The organism is Haladaptatus sp. T7, assembly GCF_026008575.1.
Taxonomy (GTDB): domain Archaea; phylum Halobacteriota; class Halobacteria; order Halobacteriales; family Haladaptataceae; genus Haladaptatus; species Haladaptatus paucihalophilus.
The window spans coordinates 160,886-176,831 of the sequence record NZ_BROP01000006.1; the positions used below are offsets into that span (position 1 = coordinate 160,886).

Consider the following 15,946-nt stretch of genomic DNA (forward strand, 5'->3'; position numbering starts at 1 on the left):
GGAAATTCTTTTCTGAATATGAACAAAATTATAGAACTCTCTCCCGTCTCACCGCTAATTACGCACCACAAACTGCGCACAGATCGATTTGGGATTATGGGATAGTCTATATCTTGGCCCAGGTGAAACCAGCCGAATGTGTTTTTTAGATAACTCTGATCGTTGCCCATTATCCCAAACGTATTTATCACAAATGATAAATATCTAACCAATGGCTGAGACTACGCTATTTCGATATCGACTCAAACCAGGGCGAATAGAGCGACTCCGCGAGTGGGTAGAAGAAGTGGATTCCCGACGGGACGAAGCCATCGAAACATTGCAAGATGAAAGCGTCTTTTCTGAGGCGGCATTCCTCAACTCGACAGAGGATGGGGATTACGTCATGTTCTACATGGAGGCAGAGGATCTCGAGACGGCTCATGATGTTTTCGAGTCTTCCCAGCATGACCTCGATCTAGAGTTCAAACAACTTCTCGGAGATATCGTAGCTGAAGACCAACCAGAGCAGAGTATCGAACCCCTGTATCATTTAGCCAATCCAGACCGTCCGTGATTGCACGACGTGTGGATCTAACTGGTCGCTATATTTTATTCGAGCGGGCCAAACTGGCTTCTGAAGCACTTCTCATGGCAAGGTTTCACGCTTCTCCCAGGGTCGCAGTGGTGGGTAAATCGACTTCCGCTTATTAGAAGGGCGTTGGCACACGCATAACCAATAGTTGTGGTTTCAAAAACAGACGAACAGTGGTTATTTGAATAGCTCACTATTGAGTCCATCATACCCCTTCCAATAGCCGCGAAGCCACACATATCCAAGGACGAGGAAAATGACACCCGCGACGACTGACCCAATTACATCCATAGTAAGAACTACAATTTAAATCGCTAAGAAGTTACCGCTCGTGAGAGTCCACTGCTGCTTGTACGATTATTGGGTAAAGCCTGGCTTCATGCTGAATAGAGAGGATGCATCCAGCAGACCGCCATTGTGACAATCGTTAACATGGCATGGGTCGTAACACAAGTAGCACTCTCCGTACTCTGCATCAAGGATGAAGAGGTAACGAGGGAGATGCAAAACGGACTGTAAAATGACACCAACGGTAAGAGACGCTGACCAAACAGCCGTTGAAGACCTTCGAGAAACGCTTCGGGGCACCCTGATTCGGCCCACCGACGAGGACTATGACGAGGCCCGGGGCGTCTGGAACGGGATGATCGATCGTCACCCAGCACTCATCGTCCAGTGTTCAGGCACTGCAGACGTGATTGTAGCTGTAAATTTCGTACGGGAGTACGACCTCGAGATCGCAGTGCGCGGCGGCGGTCATAACGTCGCCGGCACCGCCGTCTGCGACGACGGTATCGTCATTGATCTCTCTGCGATGCGAGCCGTGTGGGTCGACCCTCTCGCACGGATAGCCCGAGTGCAGGGTGGCGCCCTGTGGGGCGACGTTGACCATGAGGCCCAGGCCCACGGACTTGCGACCCCGGGCGGCATCGTCAGCCACACCGGCGTCGCCGGGCTTACCCTCGGCGGGGGGATCGGCTGGCTGATGCGCAAGCATGGCCTCACTGTCGACAACCTGCTCTCCGCCGATATGGTAACCGCCGATGGCGAGTTCATCCGTGCCTCGGAAGACGAGCACTCCGAGCTGTTTTGGGCGTTGCGGGGCGGTGGTGGAAACTTCGGGATCGTGACCTCCTTCGAGTTTGCCCTCCACCCTGTCGGTCCCACTGTGCTCGCCGGCCCCGTGATCTGGGCGGCGGACGACACCGCCGCCGCGCTGCGCTTCTACCGCGACTTCGTGCAGGATGCTCCCGACGAGCTTGGCACCGTCGTCAGGTTGGGACCCATCCCTCCCCTCTCAGTCGTCCCCGAGGAGCTTCACTGGCGACCCGCCGTGGCCATCAACGCCTGCTACACAGGTCCGGTTGAGGAGGGTGAGAGCGTCCTCCGCCCGCTGCGCGAGCACGGCACACCGCTTCTCGACTTGGTCTCCCCCAAGCGGTATGTGGCCCACCAGAGCGGGCTCGACAGCACCGTTCTCCATGGATGGCACTATTATTGGAAGTCGACCGACCTTCCTGAGCTGTCCGACGACTTGATTGAAGTTCTCGTCGACCACGCCTTTTCGACGAAGTCACCCCGCTCATATGCGGTGCTATTCCACCTGGGCGGAGCGGTGAGCCGCGTCCCTGGTGACGCCACCGCCTACGCCAGTCGGAACGCACCACACAACATCAACATCAATGGCGTGTGGCGTCCCGACGAAGATTTTACCGAGTCGGAGACCACGTGGACCCGTCGATTCTTCGATGCTCTCGAACCCTATCGAGAGGGCGTCTACGTGAACTTCCTTGACGTTGACGACGACACACGACGGGTCCGCGAAGCTTATGATGAGCAGACCTACCAGCGACTCGCCGAGATCAAAGCCGAATACGATCCCGATAACGTGTTTCACCTCAACCAGAACATCGAGCCGGCAGGCTGAACATCTCTCGTTATTTGTTGAGATGGTAGTTTGTGAACGGTGAGAACGCGAAGTTACGATCTATTCAAAATGGACACCCGACAATCTATAGAGATGATTAAGGAGTCAGAATAGCTTTTATATTTCAACAAGAGGCGTTATCCATCTTAGACGGAATTCATCGACCGCAGGAGCAATCGTTATACTGTACTGTAGTGTTCCCTCAGTTCCCGCCAACCAACTAGCCGTCCTGTTCGACGAATGCCGCGAGATTGTCGAGTGTTGATTTTATTCCTGCCTTGTGGTCCTCCGACTGGATGCCTGCTGGCACGTTCTCGGCGCGAACGGTCACAATTACTCCATTCCCTTCGGACTCAAATGTCCAGATCAGACGCATGGTACCCGCGAACGCCAGGTCGTCGCTCTCGAAGAGGACTTCCTGCTCGATTCGATGGTTTGGTTCAAGTCGAGGAAAGCGTACTTCCATCTCGTCGGATGTCTCTGATGTCTTGCCTTGCCCAGCTTGTTTGTCCTTGTAGGTGAGCCGCATTCGGTACGAGCCCCCTTCGCGGAAATCGAAATCGAGCATTTCGCCGGTCATGTTGCTCGGAGGAAGCCAACGTTCCATGGCACCGGGCTCTGCGAACGCTTGGTAGATGGCTTCTGGAGAAGCCTGCATTCTTTTCCTCACGGACTCTACTCTCTCAACCATACATCCAGTAACGCACCAAGGATGGTGGATGTTGCGCCGCGTGCGCTTGCGCTCGGTCGAACCAGCCGCACACTCGGTCAGCGTTCGCTGGGCACCATCGGACAGCGTTGCTTGGCGTGACATAGCTGAAAAAGGAGCAGGATTAGCAACAGTCGGTGAGAGCGCCCTTTCGGGTGGCTGCCGCGCCACAGTCTGCACACGTCCAGTCGGTGTGATCGACGTTGCCGTACTTGTCGTAGCCCTTGTACGGGCCACTGACACGCTCGTCTTCGTTCTCTTCCGATGGGAACGCTTCAAGTGTTCCGTCGTCCGTCGCGGTTGCGACGGCGGCCATGTGTTTACAGAACGCGCTCCGGTGAACGTGGTGCGGGCACGTGCAGGCCATCGCGTCTTCGGTCATGTCGTCGATGGAGACTGTGTACTGGTGGTCAGCGGGATTCTCGTGGCTCTCGTTGGTGACGTCGACCATTCCGGGGGCATCGACGTCGAAGGAAAATTGTTCGGCCTGTGCGCGTTTCTGTGCCGTCTCGTCAGCTTCAAGGGCTGCGGATTGCTTTGTACTCATGGTCTTTCCAGAGTGGTATTTGGAAGACCGGTGCCGGGTGTTAGAGCACCCGGCGCGTTTCTACACACGCCCGAGGGCACCGTTCTTCCCACCATATTGTATACGCCACATGGTCATAAAGGTTGGTATTCACCACATGGCATACACCAACAGGACTATACTTCGGTAGTGTGTACTGTGGCGTATGTCCAAAGACCGCAGCGATTCTGGGCGGTACGTCGAGACGGTAACACACGCTGACGTACTCGCTATCTTTGAGGAAGTAGAGGGGCCAGTAGTGACCTCTGGTGATGTTGCCGATGCCCTTGAGTGTTCACGAGAGACTGCTCGGCGGAAGCTTGGGCAACTTGAAGACCAAGGCCACGTGAAGAGCCGTCAGACCGCCGGTCGAGTGGTCTGGTGGCTCGTCGATGCGGATTCGGTGAATGAGGTGGATCCAAGTGACCCAATCTTTTCACGGACGACCTACAGCTCTGGGGAGTCCACTGATGCGTCCGAACGTGTGGATGATATCCTCTATGGGAATCGGTCGAAATGAGTCGGCCACTGCCGCTGTTCGTGGATACTGGTGGATTGTACGCTGCCTTTGACGAGGACGATGTGAATCACGAACAGGCGAATGCTGTGTTCGATGGCATGGAAGCCGGTGAATATGGGCCGGTGTTTACGAGTCGGTATGTGCTTTCGGAGTTTGCGACGTTGATGTTGTACCAGATTGGGCATACAGCGGCCGTTGAGGCGCTTTCGACGGTTCGCCAATCTCAGACGTTCAATATCTTACCAGTGGGAAAGGCGACGTTTGATGCAGCGTGTGAGGAATTCGAGCGTTTCGACGACCAGCAGATTTCGTTTGTCGATCAGACGAGTGCAGTGCTTGCTCGAGAGCACGAGATCGAGCATCTGTTCGCCTTCGACAGTGATCTTTCGACGATGGGGTTCGAGCGGGTGCCAGTCGATACAGAAGCGTAATTCTCCAGAATTCTTTTAGCTGAGCGGTCCCAGTGTTATGATATGTACCGCTCACATTTGTGCATCGATACGGTCATGCAGTCGATGAGCGGTATCTCTCTGTTTTCATAGCTGGTGGCAGGGGTCGTTAGGTCGACCTCACGGAATTGCCAATCAACTACTCACAAGCTACCAGTATACAATGTCACAAACATACGACCTTCGCGACCAGATCGAGCACCTCGAATCACTCACAGGAGACGGCACTGAACTCGTCACCGTTACTGTTCCCAACGGCAAGTCGTTGGGATCGATTCGAGAACGAATTGCCCAAGAGTACGCCAGTGCCGGGAATATCAAATCTGATCAGACACGGGATCATGTCCAGCAAGCGCTCAAGCGTGTCCAGCGGATCCTCCGTCGATACGAAAGGATACCCGAGACGGGACTCGTGGTCTATGCAGGAATCGTTGACGGAGACCTGATCTCGACTGCCTTTGACAACTTACCCACTCCAGTTACGGAGTCGACGTACCGATGCGACGATCACTTCGATCTCACACCGCTGATTGAATCAGTTACGCCAAATGAGATCTTTGGACTCATCGTCATCGAACGTGGTGGTGCTGCCATTGGACGACTTGTTGGAGAGCGCATTATTCCGATTCGGACGTTCGAGAGCCAAGTGATGGGGAAGTCCAAGGCGGGTGGACAATCTGCTCAGCGGTTCGAGCGCGACCGCGAACGGCAAGTCCACGAGTTCTTCCAACAGGTCGGTGATATCGCTACTGACGCATTCACTGGTAATGAAGGATTGATCACCGGCCTTGTCGTTGGAGGAACGCTTGCGACTGCAAAACGGTTCGTGTCTGACGGCTACCTCGACCATCGGTTGCGCAATCGACTGCTCGGAACGTACTCGATTGAGTATGCGACCGTACAAGGGTTGGACCAGCTTGTCGAAAAAGCGGACAAACAGTTATTAGATGCCGAACAGCGAGAAGGACGCGAGCGACTTGATGAGTTCTACTCGCGACTTCGGGCTGGGGAGTTGGTTGCGTATGGTACTGAGGAAGTAGAGCGAGCGATCGAGTTCGGAGCGGTTGAGTCTGTACTCATCGCATCAACAATGCCGCGAGACCAACGAGGGGAGTTAGAAACAGATGTCGAACAGCAGGGTGGCAGCGGATATGTGATCGACAGTGATACCGAACGTGGGTCGCAGTTTGTGAAGGCCTTCAGTGGTGTTGGAGCTCTGCTTCGGTTTCCGGTGAAGTAAGTGGAGTTGTGATTTTTCTCTTCGGATACTAGCGAATAGATAACGAAAACTCAAACGATGGCCGCAACGTCGAATGTGATGACAACGACTGCCGTTCAATCATCAACGCGATCAGCTCGTGGGCCACCGAGAGGAACCAAATGACCGGAGTTCCGTGCAACAGTGATTGGTCTGCCACTGCACGATGAGCGGTCATGACGTTCGGGTCGACTCCACGGGCTGCGAACTTGAGATCGACATCAAACACTCTACGTTCGCACAGTAGTCTAACGAACGCGACGCCCACGAAGCAGGCTCGTCGCACGTGTGGGCACAACCTAGTTCCTGGACCACATTATTTATCGCCGTTCTACGAAGAATAATATAGTATTCAACACATGGTGCAGCCCGAACTATCTCTTAATGTTTTTGCGACAGTAATCTAGTGGCAGTTATCGGTCCCTGTCTGTCTACCCCGACGGTACCACCTCTGTATAGAATCTATCACTTCACGAATTGACATTCAGATGTCATCAACGACTCCAGTAATCGCTCGTACAGAAATGAATCGAAAAGTCGGTGAGGACGACTTTCATAATGGGCGTAATGATAACGTTCGTTGTCGTCCTCTCAGAGAGGTACCATGCCCAGCGAATCGGAAGTCGTGGAAACATGTGAGGGTACTGCTGTTGAACTCGTTCGCCTCTTTTGGGTTGACAACGCGGGCGTTGAACGCGGACGAGTGGTTAACGCAGACGATATTGAGAATGTCTTCGCGAATGGTGCGAACATCGCACAGGCACAGCAGGCATTTACCGATACCGACTATCCAACTGAGAAAGCACCGCTCAGCCGTGTCGGAGAGGTTAGACTCGTCCCCGATCCCGAGACGTTTCGGCTACTCCCATATGCAGATCGTGGGGCTGCGATGATGTGTGACCTCTATCAACTTGATCAAACGCCGTGGGCAATCGATCCTCGATCGTGCCTTCAGATGTTTCTCGACACACTCGAGTCACAAACACGCGCTGCGTTCGAACCTGAATGGTATCTTGTCCGGGAGACAGAAGACGGATTCGAGCCCTTCGACCAGAGCGGTTGTTATACGGCCGATGGCATACAGAATGCGCATGATATCATTCTCGAAATCGTCGATAGCCTCGCTGCTCAAAGCATGGAAGTGTCTGTCTATTATCCCGAATACAGTCCTGGACAGCAAGAAATCGCAATTAAGCATAGCGATGGCCTCACGTCAGCTGACAACCAGACGTTCTACAAACAGACGGTAAAAGCGGTCGCCAAAAACCACGATCTTCGAGCGACATTCTCTCCAAAGCCGTTTCCAGAGCACGCGGGCAGCGGCTGTCATCTCCATCTTTCACTCTGGGACGGAAACGAGAACAGGTTCTACGATCCAGATCGCACGTCCAACTACAGTATCTCTGAGACGTGCCGACAGTTCGTCGGAGGTGTGCTTGACCATGCGAGAGCACTTGTTGCACTAACGGCACCGTCTGTTGTCTCGTACAAGCGGCTCCAACCGGATGCGTGGGCATCGGCATACACGGCGTGGGGGTACGACAATCGCGAGGCGATGGTTCGAATTCCCTCATCACAGTGGACGGCACCAGCCGAGACGACACGAATCGAACTCAAAGCTGCGGACAACACGGCAAATCCATACTTGGCGCTTCTCGGGATTCTGGCAGCCGGTCGAAACGGCATTGAGCGTGAGCTTGATCCAGGCAGGCCAGTCGACGTTAATCCGAGAGATCTTTCTCAATCGGAGCGGGACCGCCGTAATATCGAACGTCTCCCACAGTCGCTTGGCGAGGCACTTGACGAACTCGAAAACGATGACGTCCTCAAGCAGGCAATGGGGAACGAACTCCATCGAACGTACGTCGCGGTGAAACGAGCAACTTGGCAAGACGCACTGAGCACGGTAACCGACTGGGACGTTGAGACCTACACTCGATTGTACTAGATGGAAGACAACCCCGATTTTGTTATCTAGTTAGATGTGATACTCGATGAGTAGGTGCAGGGAGGAATTATGTGTTTCGTGAATTTGTTCCGGTAGGCGGTAGCGACACACCGCATTGTGGTTAGGTGAAGTTGGACAACAGTTGATCGCAGAGATCAGAGGCGACGTGACGGCGAAAGAGACCGAGAATTCACTCACTACGGTTCTTGGGGAAAACCGGACGGACATCCTCGTGACTGCACTTTGTGGGTTTCTATGTTCGTAGTCTCCGCTGTTACCGAAAACGTACGAACGCTTATCTAGACGGCCATTCCAAGTCCGGCATGCCAATCCGAGAGACTGTCAAATCCACACCACTCATCGATAATCACGCACACGCTGTCGAACCACTCTCACACGAAACAGTTACCGAGTCGTTTGCGAGTTTCTTCACCGAAGGTAACCTCTCACAGGAGAACGCTCGCCATACTCTGAACTATCGGTCGGTACTCTCTCTGCTTGCCGATCAGTTCGATGACGAGGACGAGGAAACACTGCTTGAACGCCGAGCGGACGTTGACCTTGGAGCGTACACACAGGATCTTCTCTCACAGACAAACATAGAGTGTATCCTCGTAGACGATGGCTTCCCGGATGTCTCACCCTCGGAATTCGCGACGTACACAGACGTTGCGATCAAATCTATTCATCGGATCGAGAACGCCGCTGAAGCGATGATTCCCAAATACAGCTCGGTCGACTCGTTTGAAGATGAGTTCGTTGCTCATTTGGATGATGTCCTCAGCGAAGAGTTCGTCGCGCTGAAAACGGTCGTTGCGTACCGCACGGGTCTTGACGTACACGACCATGATCGTGATGCAATTCGAACTGCATATGAGAATGCCCGTGAGGAGTGGAGTGGACGGCTTGAGAACCCAGTCCTCAACGACCATATTGTCCACCTCGCAGCAGAGGCTGCTGCGCGCCATGATGTACCGCTGCAATTCCACACTGGATTCGGTGATGTTGATGCACACCCCAGATTCGTCAACCCGACGTACCTCTACGAGTTCCTTCGAACGCATGCGGATACGCCGGTGGTCCTCCTCCATGGCGGCTACCCGTACACGCGGGCAGCCGGATACGTCACCGCAACGCTTGATAACGTCTACCTTGACCTCTCACTTGCCACGCCATTCATCCAACACGGTGTTGAACCTCTCATCTCGCAAGCGCTCGAGCTTGCACCAACGACGAAGTTACTCTATGCTTCGGACGCGTTCTCCGTTCCGGAACTCTACTTGCTCGCGGAACGTCGGTTCCGTGCTGACCTCGCGAGCGTGCTTGAGCGACTTCACCAAGACGGCTTTATGACCGAAGAGTATGCTGAAAGAGTGGCTCGCGGTATTCTCCGTGAGAACGCCGTTCAGCTCTACGACCTCTGACTATTGGTGATTACGATTGCAGTGATTTCGACTCACATGAGCAGGCCCAAGCCGTCCTCGATCAGGACCCGAGTGATCCGTATCGGCTTGATGCTGACGACGACGGGATCGCCAGTGAGTCAATCTGATTGACGGGAAGTTGGACACTTACTCGTCTAAATTGGGTTAGAGTAGATATATCTGAGATTTGTTTTCAGCCATGGGTTATGACTGATCGCATATTGTATACAGGTACGGAATCGCCTTGTGAAGGTGAGTTATAACAGATCACCACTCTTGGGATAGTGTTCGTCACCAAGCGAGATGACGGTCGAATTCGGGCGATTCGATTGAAAGACCGAAAGTGTCTCAATCCACTTCTCAGATGTCTCCCTGAATATTAAGGTAGTTCCTTTTGTCCCGTTCGCACGCATGGACAGCCTGGAAGCCATCGAGGCCCTCACAGTCGCAGTTGTCTGGTGGCCCGCTCCCGTCGCCATTCATCGAGACAAAAATGAGTCGATAGCGAAGCCAAATAATTTCTATAACTAATACAAATCCATGACACAGCCTATCAGAATACACTTATATACTTTTCCGTTGTTTTAGAAGGTAGGAAGTTTTTCTTCCGATACCATGACTGCATCCACCATCTCTCCAGATACTCGCAACACCTTCGAAAGCACCATCGGTGGCTACACGGTCGGCACCCGTGCGCACAGCCTCTCAGCTTGGTTCGTCCTCGCGCTTCGGCTCATGATGGGGTGGGCGTTCGCATACTCGGGATTCACGAAAATCGTCGCCGCCGAACCGTTCTCGGCCGGTGGCTACCTGGCGAACGTCGCCGCGACCAACGGCAACCCGATCGCAGGCCTATTCTCCTGGATGGGCTCGACCCCGTGGTTCGTCGAATTCGCGAACGTCGCCGTCCCGTGGGGCGAGCTGTTCATCGGTCTTGGACTGCTCATCGGCGCGGTCGTCCGTCTTGCGGCGTTCTTCGGCGCGCTCATGATGCTCATGTTCTACTTCGGGAACTGGGACATCGCTCACGGCGTTATCAACGGCGACTTCGCGTACATGCTCGTCTTCCTGGCCGTTGCGGCGTTCGGTGCCGGCCGGATCCTCGGTCTCGACGCGTACATCGAACAATACGAGATCGACGGCCAGGCGCTCGTCGAGCGCTACCCCATCCTCGAGTACGTTCTCGGGTAGACTCTGACACCTGAGCCTATACTGCTTCCCTGTTAGAATCGATCCACCATTCGTTCTTCGCCTTTATTCCTATATGCCAAATTGAGCCGTCTCACTCGTTCAGCGAATGAATCGGCTTGATATTTGTAATAGACATGAGTTCTTTGGTTCAAAATTGATTTTGAGTCTCCACTACTGCTTTACGATGAACCGAGAGTATTCTCTGTCTGTCACCCCTCTCAAGGCGTCTCATCGGTCTATTGCTTGTCCCGCTTGGAGTGGGACTGACTCCATTGACGTTGTTTGCTGGAGCGAGTACACTGCGAGGTTGTGAGGGTTTCAATCCGGATTTTTTAGGCGTTGAGTTCACCCGAGCCGAGATTACAGGAGTTAATTTGCAAGCGATGACGGTCTCGTGGTACGACGGGTGTAATTGGCACACTGGCTCTCTGTTTCTTTTTGGATTACGCTCTGTCTGATTGGTGTGGGATTGTTTCTGGTTATTGATCCGATGGTACGCCAGACGAAGTGGTAAGGTCAAAGAGGCGGTCCAGATTAGGTGAACTTGAGGTTAGTATTGTATACTAACCCAACATCGATGCCCTTGTCGGAGGAACCATCAAAGACGGTGAGAAGATCATTTGGAGACATCAATGAGTGTACAAGACAAGTTCCTAAGAGTGGTTTTCTGCGTCGCACACAAGGCTTGCTCCTCGTGTTGACTTTCTCGATGTCGGCGGGGAAAATCTTTATCCAATCGGTAACAAGGATCATTCACGCCAATTCCTCATCACGACTATTACTCCTCGGTCATTCCAATGAGATCTGCACTGCAATCTGTGAATCGGAATATCTAAGACGAATTGAAGTGGGAGGGAAATGACTCTATCACTCCCCGACTGGTAACATCGAATTCGACCGATCATCGACGACAAATTCATCGATCGATAGTTTTCCAGCCCCGATTGATACGAGGGCAAAGGAAACCAGACACAGCACAATAGTGAGTTCCGAGTCAGAGAATCCCTCTGGAAAATGAACCAGCAACGTCGCGGCGAACATATTAATCGCAACTGCAAATGCGGCAAACCGGGTGAGGAAACCCACTAGAATACAGAGACCACCAACGAGTTCAACGAGTGCAACGACCCACGCAGCGACAGATGGTGCAGGAACACCAAGACTAGCGAGGAATCCCGTAAACTGAGGTATCGACATTGCGGCTGGGCCGACAGAAAACAATTTTCCAGTACCGTGGACGATCATGATGCTACCAACGGCTAGGCGAATCAGAAGCGTACCGATCGAGAGATTGAACGACATAATTAGTATTTACCGAAAGGGAGGAAATAAGTTCACGATGCAGCGAAATATTCCGACTCCCTCTCTTTTCAAGTATTACTCAATCCTGCTATTCTAGGGAAACGTAATCAACCAGGTTTTGGCTGGGGTGTCTGTTGTGTTCAATAGACACAAGGATCAAGATCAGGATCGTATTTCGTTGCAGCTGCCGTTCGTTGCGTCCGGGTTGAGATATTCCGCTCAATTGCATCGAGCAGAATTTCAGGGAAGTGCCTAGCGGTGCCATCCCCGTACGCTTTCGCCCAGTCGAGCAGGCCCCGCCCAGTCGTCTGTGTGTCCTAGCGTTCGGTCGTATCCGCACACTCGGTTAGCGTTCGCTGGGCACCATGGGACAGCGTTGGTTGGCGTGCCATAAATAAAAAGAAGCGAGTAGGTTACCAGCAGTCAGTGAGAGCACCCTTCTGGGTGGCTTCCGCACCACAGTCCGCACACGTCCAGTCGGTGTGATCGACATTACCGTACTTGTCGTAGCCTGTGTATGTGCCACTGACACGCTCGTCGTCCTCGGACGTGAAAACGTCGAGCGTCCCGTCATCAGTCGCGTTTTCGACGGCGGCCATGTGTTTACAGAATGCGTTCCGGTGGACGTGATGCGGACACGTGCAGGCCATCAGGTCTTCAATCACATCGTCGATGGAGACGGTGTGCTGGTGGTCAGCGGGATTCTCGTGGCTTTCATTAAAAGATACAGTCCTCGACGAACGGGGGTGGAATCGAACCACCGGGGCCATGAAGTGGCCGCCATCAACTTGGTGTCGATGGTGCTTCTACCAACAAGCAACCCGTTCTAGTGACACGGTGCGTGGTTGTGCCAGTCAACCACGCATTGGACATCTGGCATCAGACGCGGCGTTTATTTATTGACGATGCTCGAGCGTCGCAGGACATGGCAACCTGACTGGTGTAGTACGACGCTCGCAGTTTTTCTATTGAGTGCATCGAGTATTGTTATGTGGTGCTTGACGATGGAGAAAGGACTAATAGAACACGGCAAAATACGTAGTTGTGTCAATCACTGAATTATGAGGAAGAATAACTCAGTATGAGCCTCTTTGGGATTCTCTTTATCATTATTGGCATACTCTTCATCATCTATCCAAAACGGGTTGCTCGCGATCGTCTGAAAGGTGCGGAAGCTCCTACCCCGACACAGGGAGCGATCAACATGGTTCGCTATCTCGGTGGGCCTCGCTTGGTGATCCTCGGGTTCATCATGGCGTTTGTGACCATATGGTGATTCAGAAGGATTCAAGCAGTTAGGACGAGCTATGATGCGTTTGCGAAGTATCGTGTGAGAGTAAACGCGACGAGCAGGGACGATTCGCGGAGCAAACGAGTGATGACGATATCCTTCGAGTGATTCGTGAGTCCGAGTTTCTAGCAGTGACCGCCCGGTGGGTCGCGGATACAGTTGAAATGAAACGGCGGCCAGTCCATCAACGGCTCGAGGAGTTGCATGAGCGAGGTGAGTTGGAACGTGGGAAATTGAGTCCACGGGTGGTTATCTGGTGGATTACAAAGGAAGAGTAAGATGGGTCGCTCTAGCCGGTATATTCCTTTTCGAGTACCACTGCCCCGTCTGCGTTCGTGATGATAATTGTGTCACCACCGTTGTTCCAGACAGCACTTCCGGACCCCCAATAGAGCTTCGAGGCTGAATTAGACCCACTCCCCGTATAGAGCGTCACCGTCTCACCAGGGTCGACCGTGACGCCGGATGGGACGTAGTAGTCGTGACCTGCCTTATCGGCGATTGTCCAACCGGAGATATCGAGTGACTTTCCACCGGTGTTTTTGAACACAATGTACTCCTCGTTGAGGTTGTCGTGATCGTTCCCTGCTGCGTCGATGTGCAGTTTCGAAACCTCGAGTTTTCCGTCGCTACCACCATCATCTGCTGGTGGCTGCGTCGTCTGCTGTGTCTGTCGACACTCCCAGAGGCCAATCCCATTTTGCTGGGCATTCGACTCGGCATCATAGAAGCGGTCTTGTTTCGTGAAATCGCTATCATACACTCGCGCATAGCCCTGTTTCACCAATTGATAGTTGAAGAGTTTCCCATCGTCGCGGATGTAGATGAGTAGACGGCCGTAATACCCGCGTGGTCCTTCTCGCTTGTCGAGCATGATCGTGACCGTATTTCCAGCAAGTTCCGAGCGAGCGAATTCACTGGTTTTGTGGCCCCAATCACGGAGACAACTCGCTCCGGCATCGTTGTCCGGAATTCCCTCGAATTCAGCTGGGTCGTTAGACGTGTGGACTTCTGGTGTGTCGACGCCAAGTAATCGACCGGTATCCATGGTTCCGTTCTGGTACTTGAACTCCACCGTATCACCATCGACGATACGGACGATGGTGACCGTCGTTTTCGTCCAACTCTCGGATTGTGGTGTACTCGTCGACGTTTGGTGGCTCGTCTGCTCGGCTATCGTGTTTGACCGAGTCGATTCTTTGTGTGAGCTTGACGTCGAAGGTGGTGCTGTCGAGGCTGGGGCTGTTGAGTGGTGTGTTGTCTGTTGCTTGGTTTCTGTTTGTTTGGGTGTTGAACTCGGTGGCTCTGTTGAAATCCTCTGGGAGTCACAGGTTCGCCCGATAGTGTGACTGAATGCAGGCTCTTCCAAAGTCGCAGTTACTCCGATTCGTTGAGCAAGCGATGCACTTAGCTCGTCGAGCTGTCCCTCGTCACTCCTCAAAGTTTTCGAAACGGCGGTACACGCTCCACCAGCATATCGTCCTGCTCTGCCTCAAAGTACGGAAGAATACGACGTATCGGACGCTACTTGACGAGCTTATCGAGATGCCTCGGATTCGGAGCGCTATCGACCTTGATGAAATACCATCTCCATCGACGTTGTGCAAAGCGTTCGACCGGCTCGATATGGCTGTCTGGCGTGTCCTTCTCAACCTCTCGGTCAGACTCCTTCCGACTAACGGTGTTGTCGGGATTGACGCCACCGGGTTCGACCGTAATCACGCCTCGAAGCACTACACGAAGCGAACGAAGTTGAAGATTCAGCAGTTGAAAGTCACACTTCTCGTGGATACAAAAGCGAATGCTATCATCGATCTCCACGTAACGACGACCAGAAAACACGACTCGCAGATCGCGCCGTCGCTCATCAAACGGAACATCGGAGAAGTGGCGATTCTCCTCGCCGACAAGGGATACGACGACCAAAAGATTCGTGCGTTAGCTCGTGAATATGGTGTTCGTCCGCTCATCAAGCACCGAGAGTTCTCCTCGCTTCACAAGATGTGGAACGCTCGGCTGGACACCGACCTCTACGGCCAACGGAGTCAGAACGAGACGGTGAACTCTCGGCTCAAACGGAAATATGGCGCATTCGTGCGCTCACGACACTGGTGGAAGCAGTTCCGTGAACTCGTTGTCGGCTGTCTCACTCACAACATCGACAAGGCACTCTAAACGTTAGATATCGGGGTGATAGACACCGGGATTGCTTGGAATAGTCTCAAAGTATTTACTACTGCACTTTCGATTAGTGATTATGAACTATCAAGAGGATGTTGATCAGGTCTTGTTCGGCACCTACCGCCAAATTGCCCTGCTCGCAACTGGGATTAGCATCCTTCTCGGTGTCGGCGTGTGGCTAATCTATCCGACTCTCGGTGTGGAGTATTGGTTGTGGCCATCCTCGCTGATTGATTGGACCTTTGTTATCGGATTCATTTTTCTCGCCGCAGGAGTCGCGTTCTACCGGGCGGGCCTACTTGCGGCGTGCTGGGTGAGTTTTCCCGCACACGTTGCTCTCGCTCACTTCTATTATAGTCAAAACGGATTCGTCATCCTTCCCTTCCAAAATGACCTCCTCTCCTACGCACTCATTTCGGCCATGATAGCCATCTTCCATGGCTTGATTGGGTATTTTCTTGGCACCGTAAGCCGATGGGGTATTGACCGCTCATCGTTCAGTAACCCGAAGGTGGTCGATTGATAAGCACACCTACCTAATGGCTGTTTCAGAGGGAAAGTTATCGAGATAATATCATTTTAACAGAGACGACATTTTCCAACCTGA

15 protein-coding genes are annotated in these 15,946 nt (G+C 53.0%); 10 read left to right on the forward strand and 5 right to left on the reverse strand.

Annotated features, from left to right (window positions below; genetic code table 11):
- Positions 1-211: 211 nt before the first annotated feature.
- The gene (locus OPC11_RS16540; protein WP_018129147.1) at positions 212-556 is read left to right on the forward strand and encodes a DUF6176 family protein; all 345 of its coding nucleotides are present in this window, start codon (positions 212-214) and stop codon (positions 554-556) included.
- A 538-nt stretch (positions 557-1,094) separates the two neighbouring features.
- Positions 1,095-2,501, forward strand: coding sequence for an FAD-binding oxidoreductase (locus tag OPC11_RS16545; RefSeq protein WP_264782641.1), 1,407 nt, complete (start codon positions 1,095-1,097; stop codon positions 2,499-2,501).
- A gap of 220 nt (positions 2,502-2,721) precedes the next feature.
- On the opposite strand, the gene OPC11_RS16550 is transcribed toward OPC11_RS16545, so the two are convergent.
- Positions 2,722-3,315, reverse strand: a complete 594-nt coding sequence (locus OPC11_RS16550; protein ID WP_264782642.1) for an SRPBCC domain-containing protein — start codon at positions 3,313-3,315, stop codon at positions 2,722-2,724.
- A gap of 19 nt (positions 3,316-3,334) precedes the next feature.
- Complete coding sequence (locus OPC11_RS16555) at positions 3,335-3,757, reverse strand: SWIM zinc finger family protein (protein ID WP_264782643.1); 423 nt, start codon at positions 3,755-3,757, stop codon at positions 3,335-3,337.
- 184 nt (positions 3,758-3,941) lie between these two features.
- Here OPC11_RS16555 and OPC11_RS16560 point away from each other — a divergent pair, with 184 nt between their 5' ends.
- From OPC11_RS16560 to OPC11_RS16585, 6 genes are all read left to right on the forward strand, one after another.
- Positions 3,942-4,295 carry an HTH domain-containing protein gene (locus OPC11_RS16560; RefSeq protein ID WP_264782644.1) on the forward strand — a complete coding sequence of 118 codons (354 nt, stop codon included), beginning with the start codon at positions 3,942-3,944 and terminating at the stop codon, positions 4,293-4,295.
- Complete coding sequence (locus tag OPC11_RS16565) at positions 4,292-4,726, forward strand: PIN domain-containing protein (RefSeq protein ID WP_264782645.1); 435 nt, start codon at positions 4,292-4,294, stop codon at positions 4,724-4,726. The genes OPC11_RS16560 and OPC11_RS16565 overlap by 4 nt, the downstream gene beginning before the upstream one ends.
- A 181-nt stretch (positions 4,727-4,907) precedes the next feature.
- Positions 4,908-5,984 carry a peptide chain release factor aRF-1 gene (gene prf1, locus OPC11_RS16570; protein ID WP_264782646.1) on the forward strand — a complete coding sequence of 359 codons (1,077 nt, stop codon included), beginning with the start codon at positions 4,908-4,910 and terminating at the stop codon, positions 5,982-5,984.
- 622 nt (positions 5,985-6,606) lie between these two features.
- Positions 6,607-7,950 carry a glutamine synthetase family protein gene (locus OPC11_RS16575; protein WP_264782647.1) on the forward strand — a complete coding sequence of 448 codons (1,344 nt, stop codon included), beginning with the start codon at positions 6,607-6,609 and terminating at the stop codon, positions 7,948-7,950.
- Between the two features lie 323 nt (positions 7,951-8,273).
- Positions 8,274-9,374, forward strand: a complete 1,101-nt coding sequence (locus tag OPC11_RS16580) for an amidohydrolase family protein (RefSeq protein ID WP_264782648.1) — start codon at positions 8,274-8,276, stop codon at positions 9,372-9,374.
- Between the two features lie 615 nt (positions 9,375-9,989).
- Positions 9,990-10,565: a DoxX family protein gene (locus OPC11_RS16585; protein WP_264782649.1), complete on the forward strand. Its 576-nt coding sequence runs from the start codon at positions 9,990-9,992 to the stop codon at positions 10,563-10,565.
- Between the two features lie 867 nt (positions 10,566-11,432).
- Here the strand turns inward: OPC11_RS16585 and OPC11_RS16590 are convergent.
- The 3 genes from OPC11_RS16590 to OPC11_RS16600 form a co-directional block, all read right to left on the reverse strand.
- Positions 11,433-11,867, reverse strand: coding sequence for a DoxX family protein (locus OPC11_RS16590; protein ID WP_264782650.1), 435 nt, complete (start codon positions 11,865-11,867; stop codon positions 11,433-11,435).
- Positions 11,868-12,280: 413 nt separating this feature from the next.
- A complete protein-coding gene (locus OPC11_RS16595; protein WP_264782651.1) occupies positions 12,281-12,532 on the reverse strand; it encodes a hypothetical protein in 252 nt (83 codons plus the stop codon).
- A 915-nt stretch (positions 12,533-13,447) separates the two neighbouring features.
- Positions 13,448-14,233: a lamin tail domain-containing protein gene (locus OPC11_RS16600; RefSeq protein WP_264782652.1), complete on the reverse strand. Its 786-nt coding sequence runs from the start codon at positions 14,231-14,233 to the stop codon at positions 13,448-13,450.
- 278 nt (positions 14,234-14,511) lie between these two features.
- Here OPC11_RS16600 and OPC11_RS16605 point away from each other — a divergent pair, with 278 nt between their 5' ends.
- Positions 14,512-15,333: an IS5 family transposase gene (locus OPC11_RS16605; protein ID WP_264782653.1), complete on the forward strand. Its 822-nt coding sequence runs from the start codon at positions 14,512-14,514 to the stop codon at positions 15,331-15,333.
- Positions 15,334-15,415: 82 nt separating this feature from the next.
- Positions 15,416-15,862 (forward strand): hypothetical protein, encoded by a 447-nt coding sequence (locus tag OPC11_RS16610; RefSeq protein WP_264782654.1) that lies wholly within the window; start codon positions 15,416-15,418, stop codon positions 15,860-15,862.
- Positions 15,863-15,946 lie beyond the last annotated feature (84 nt).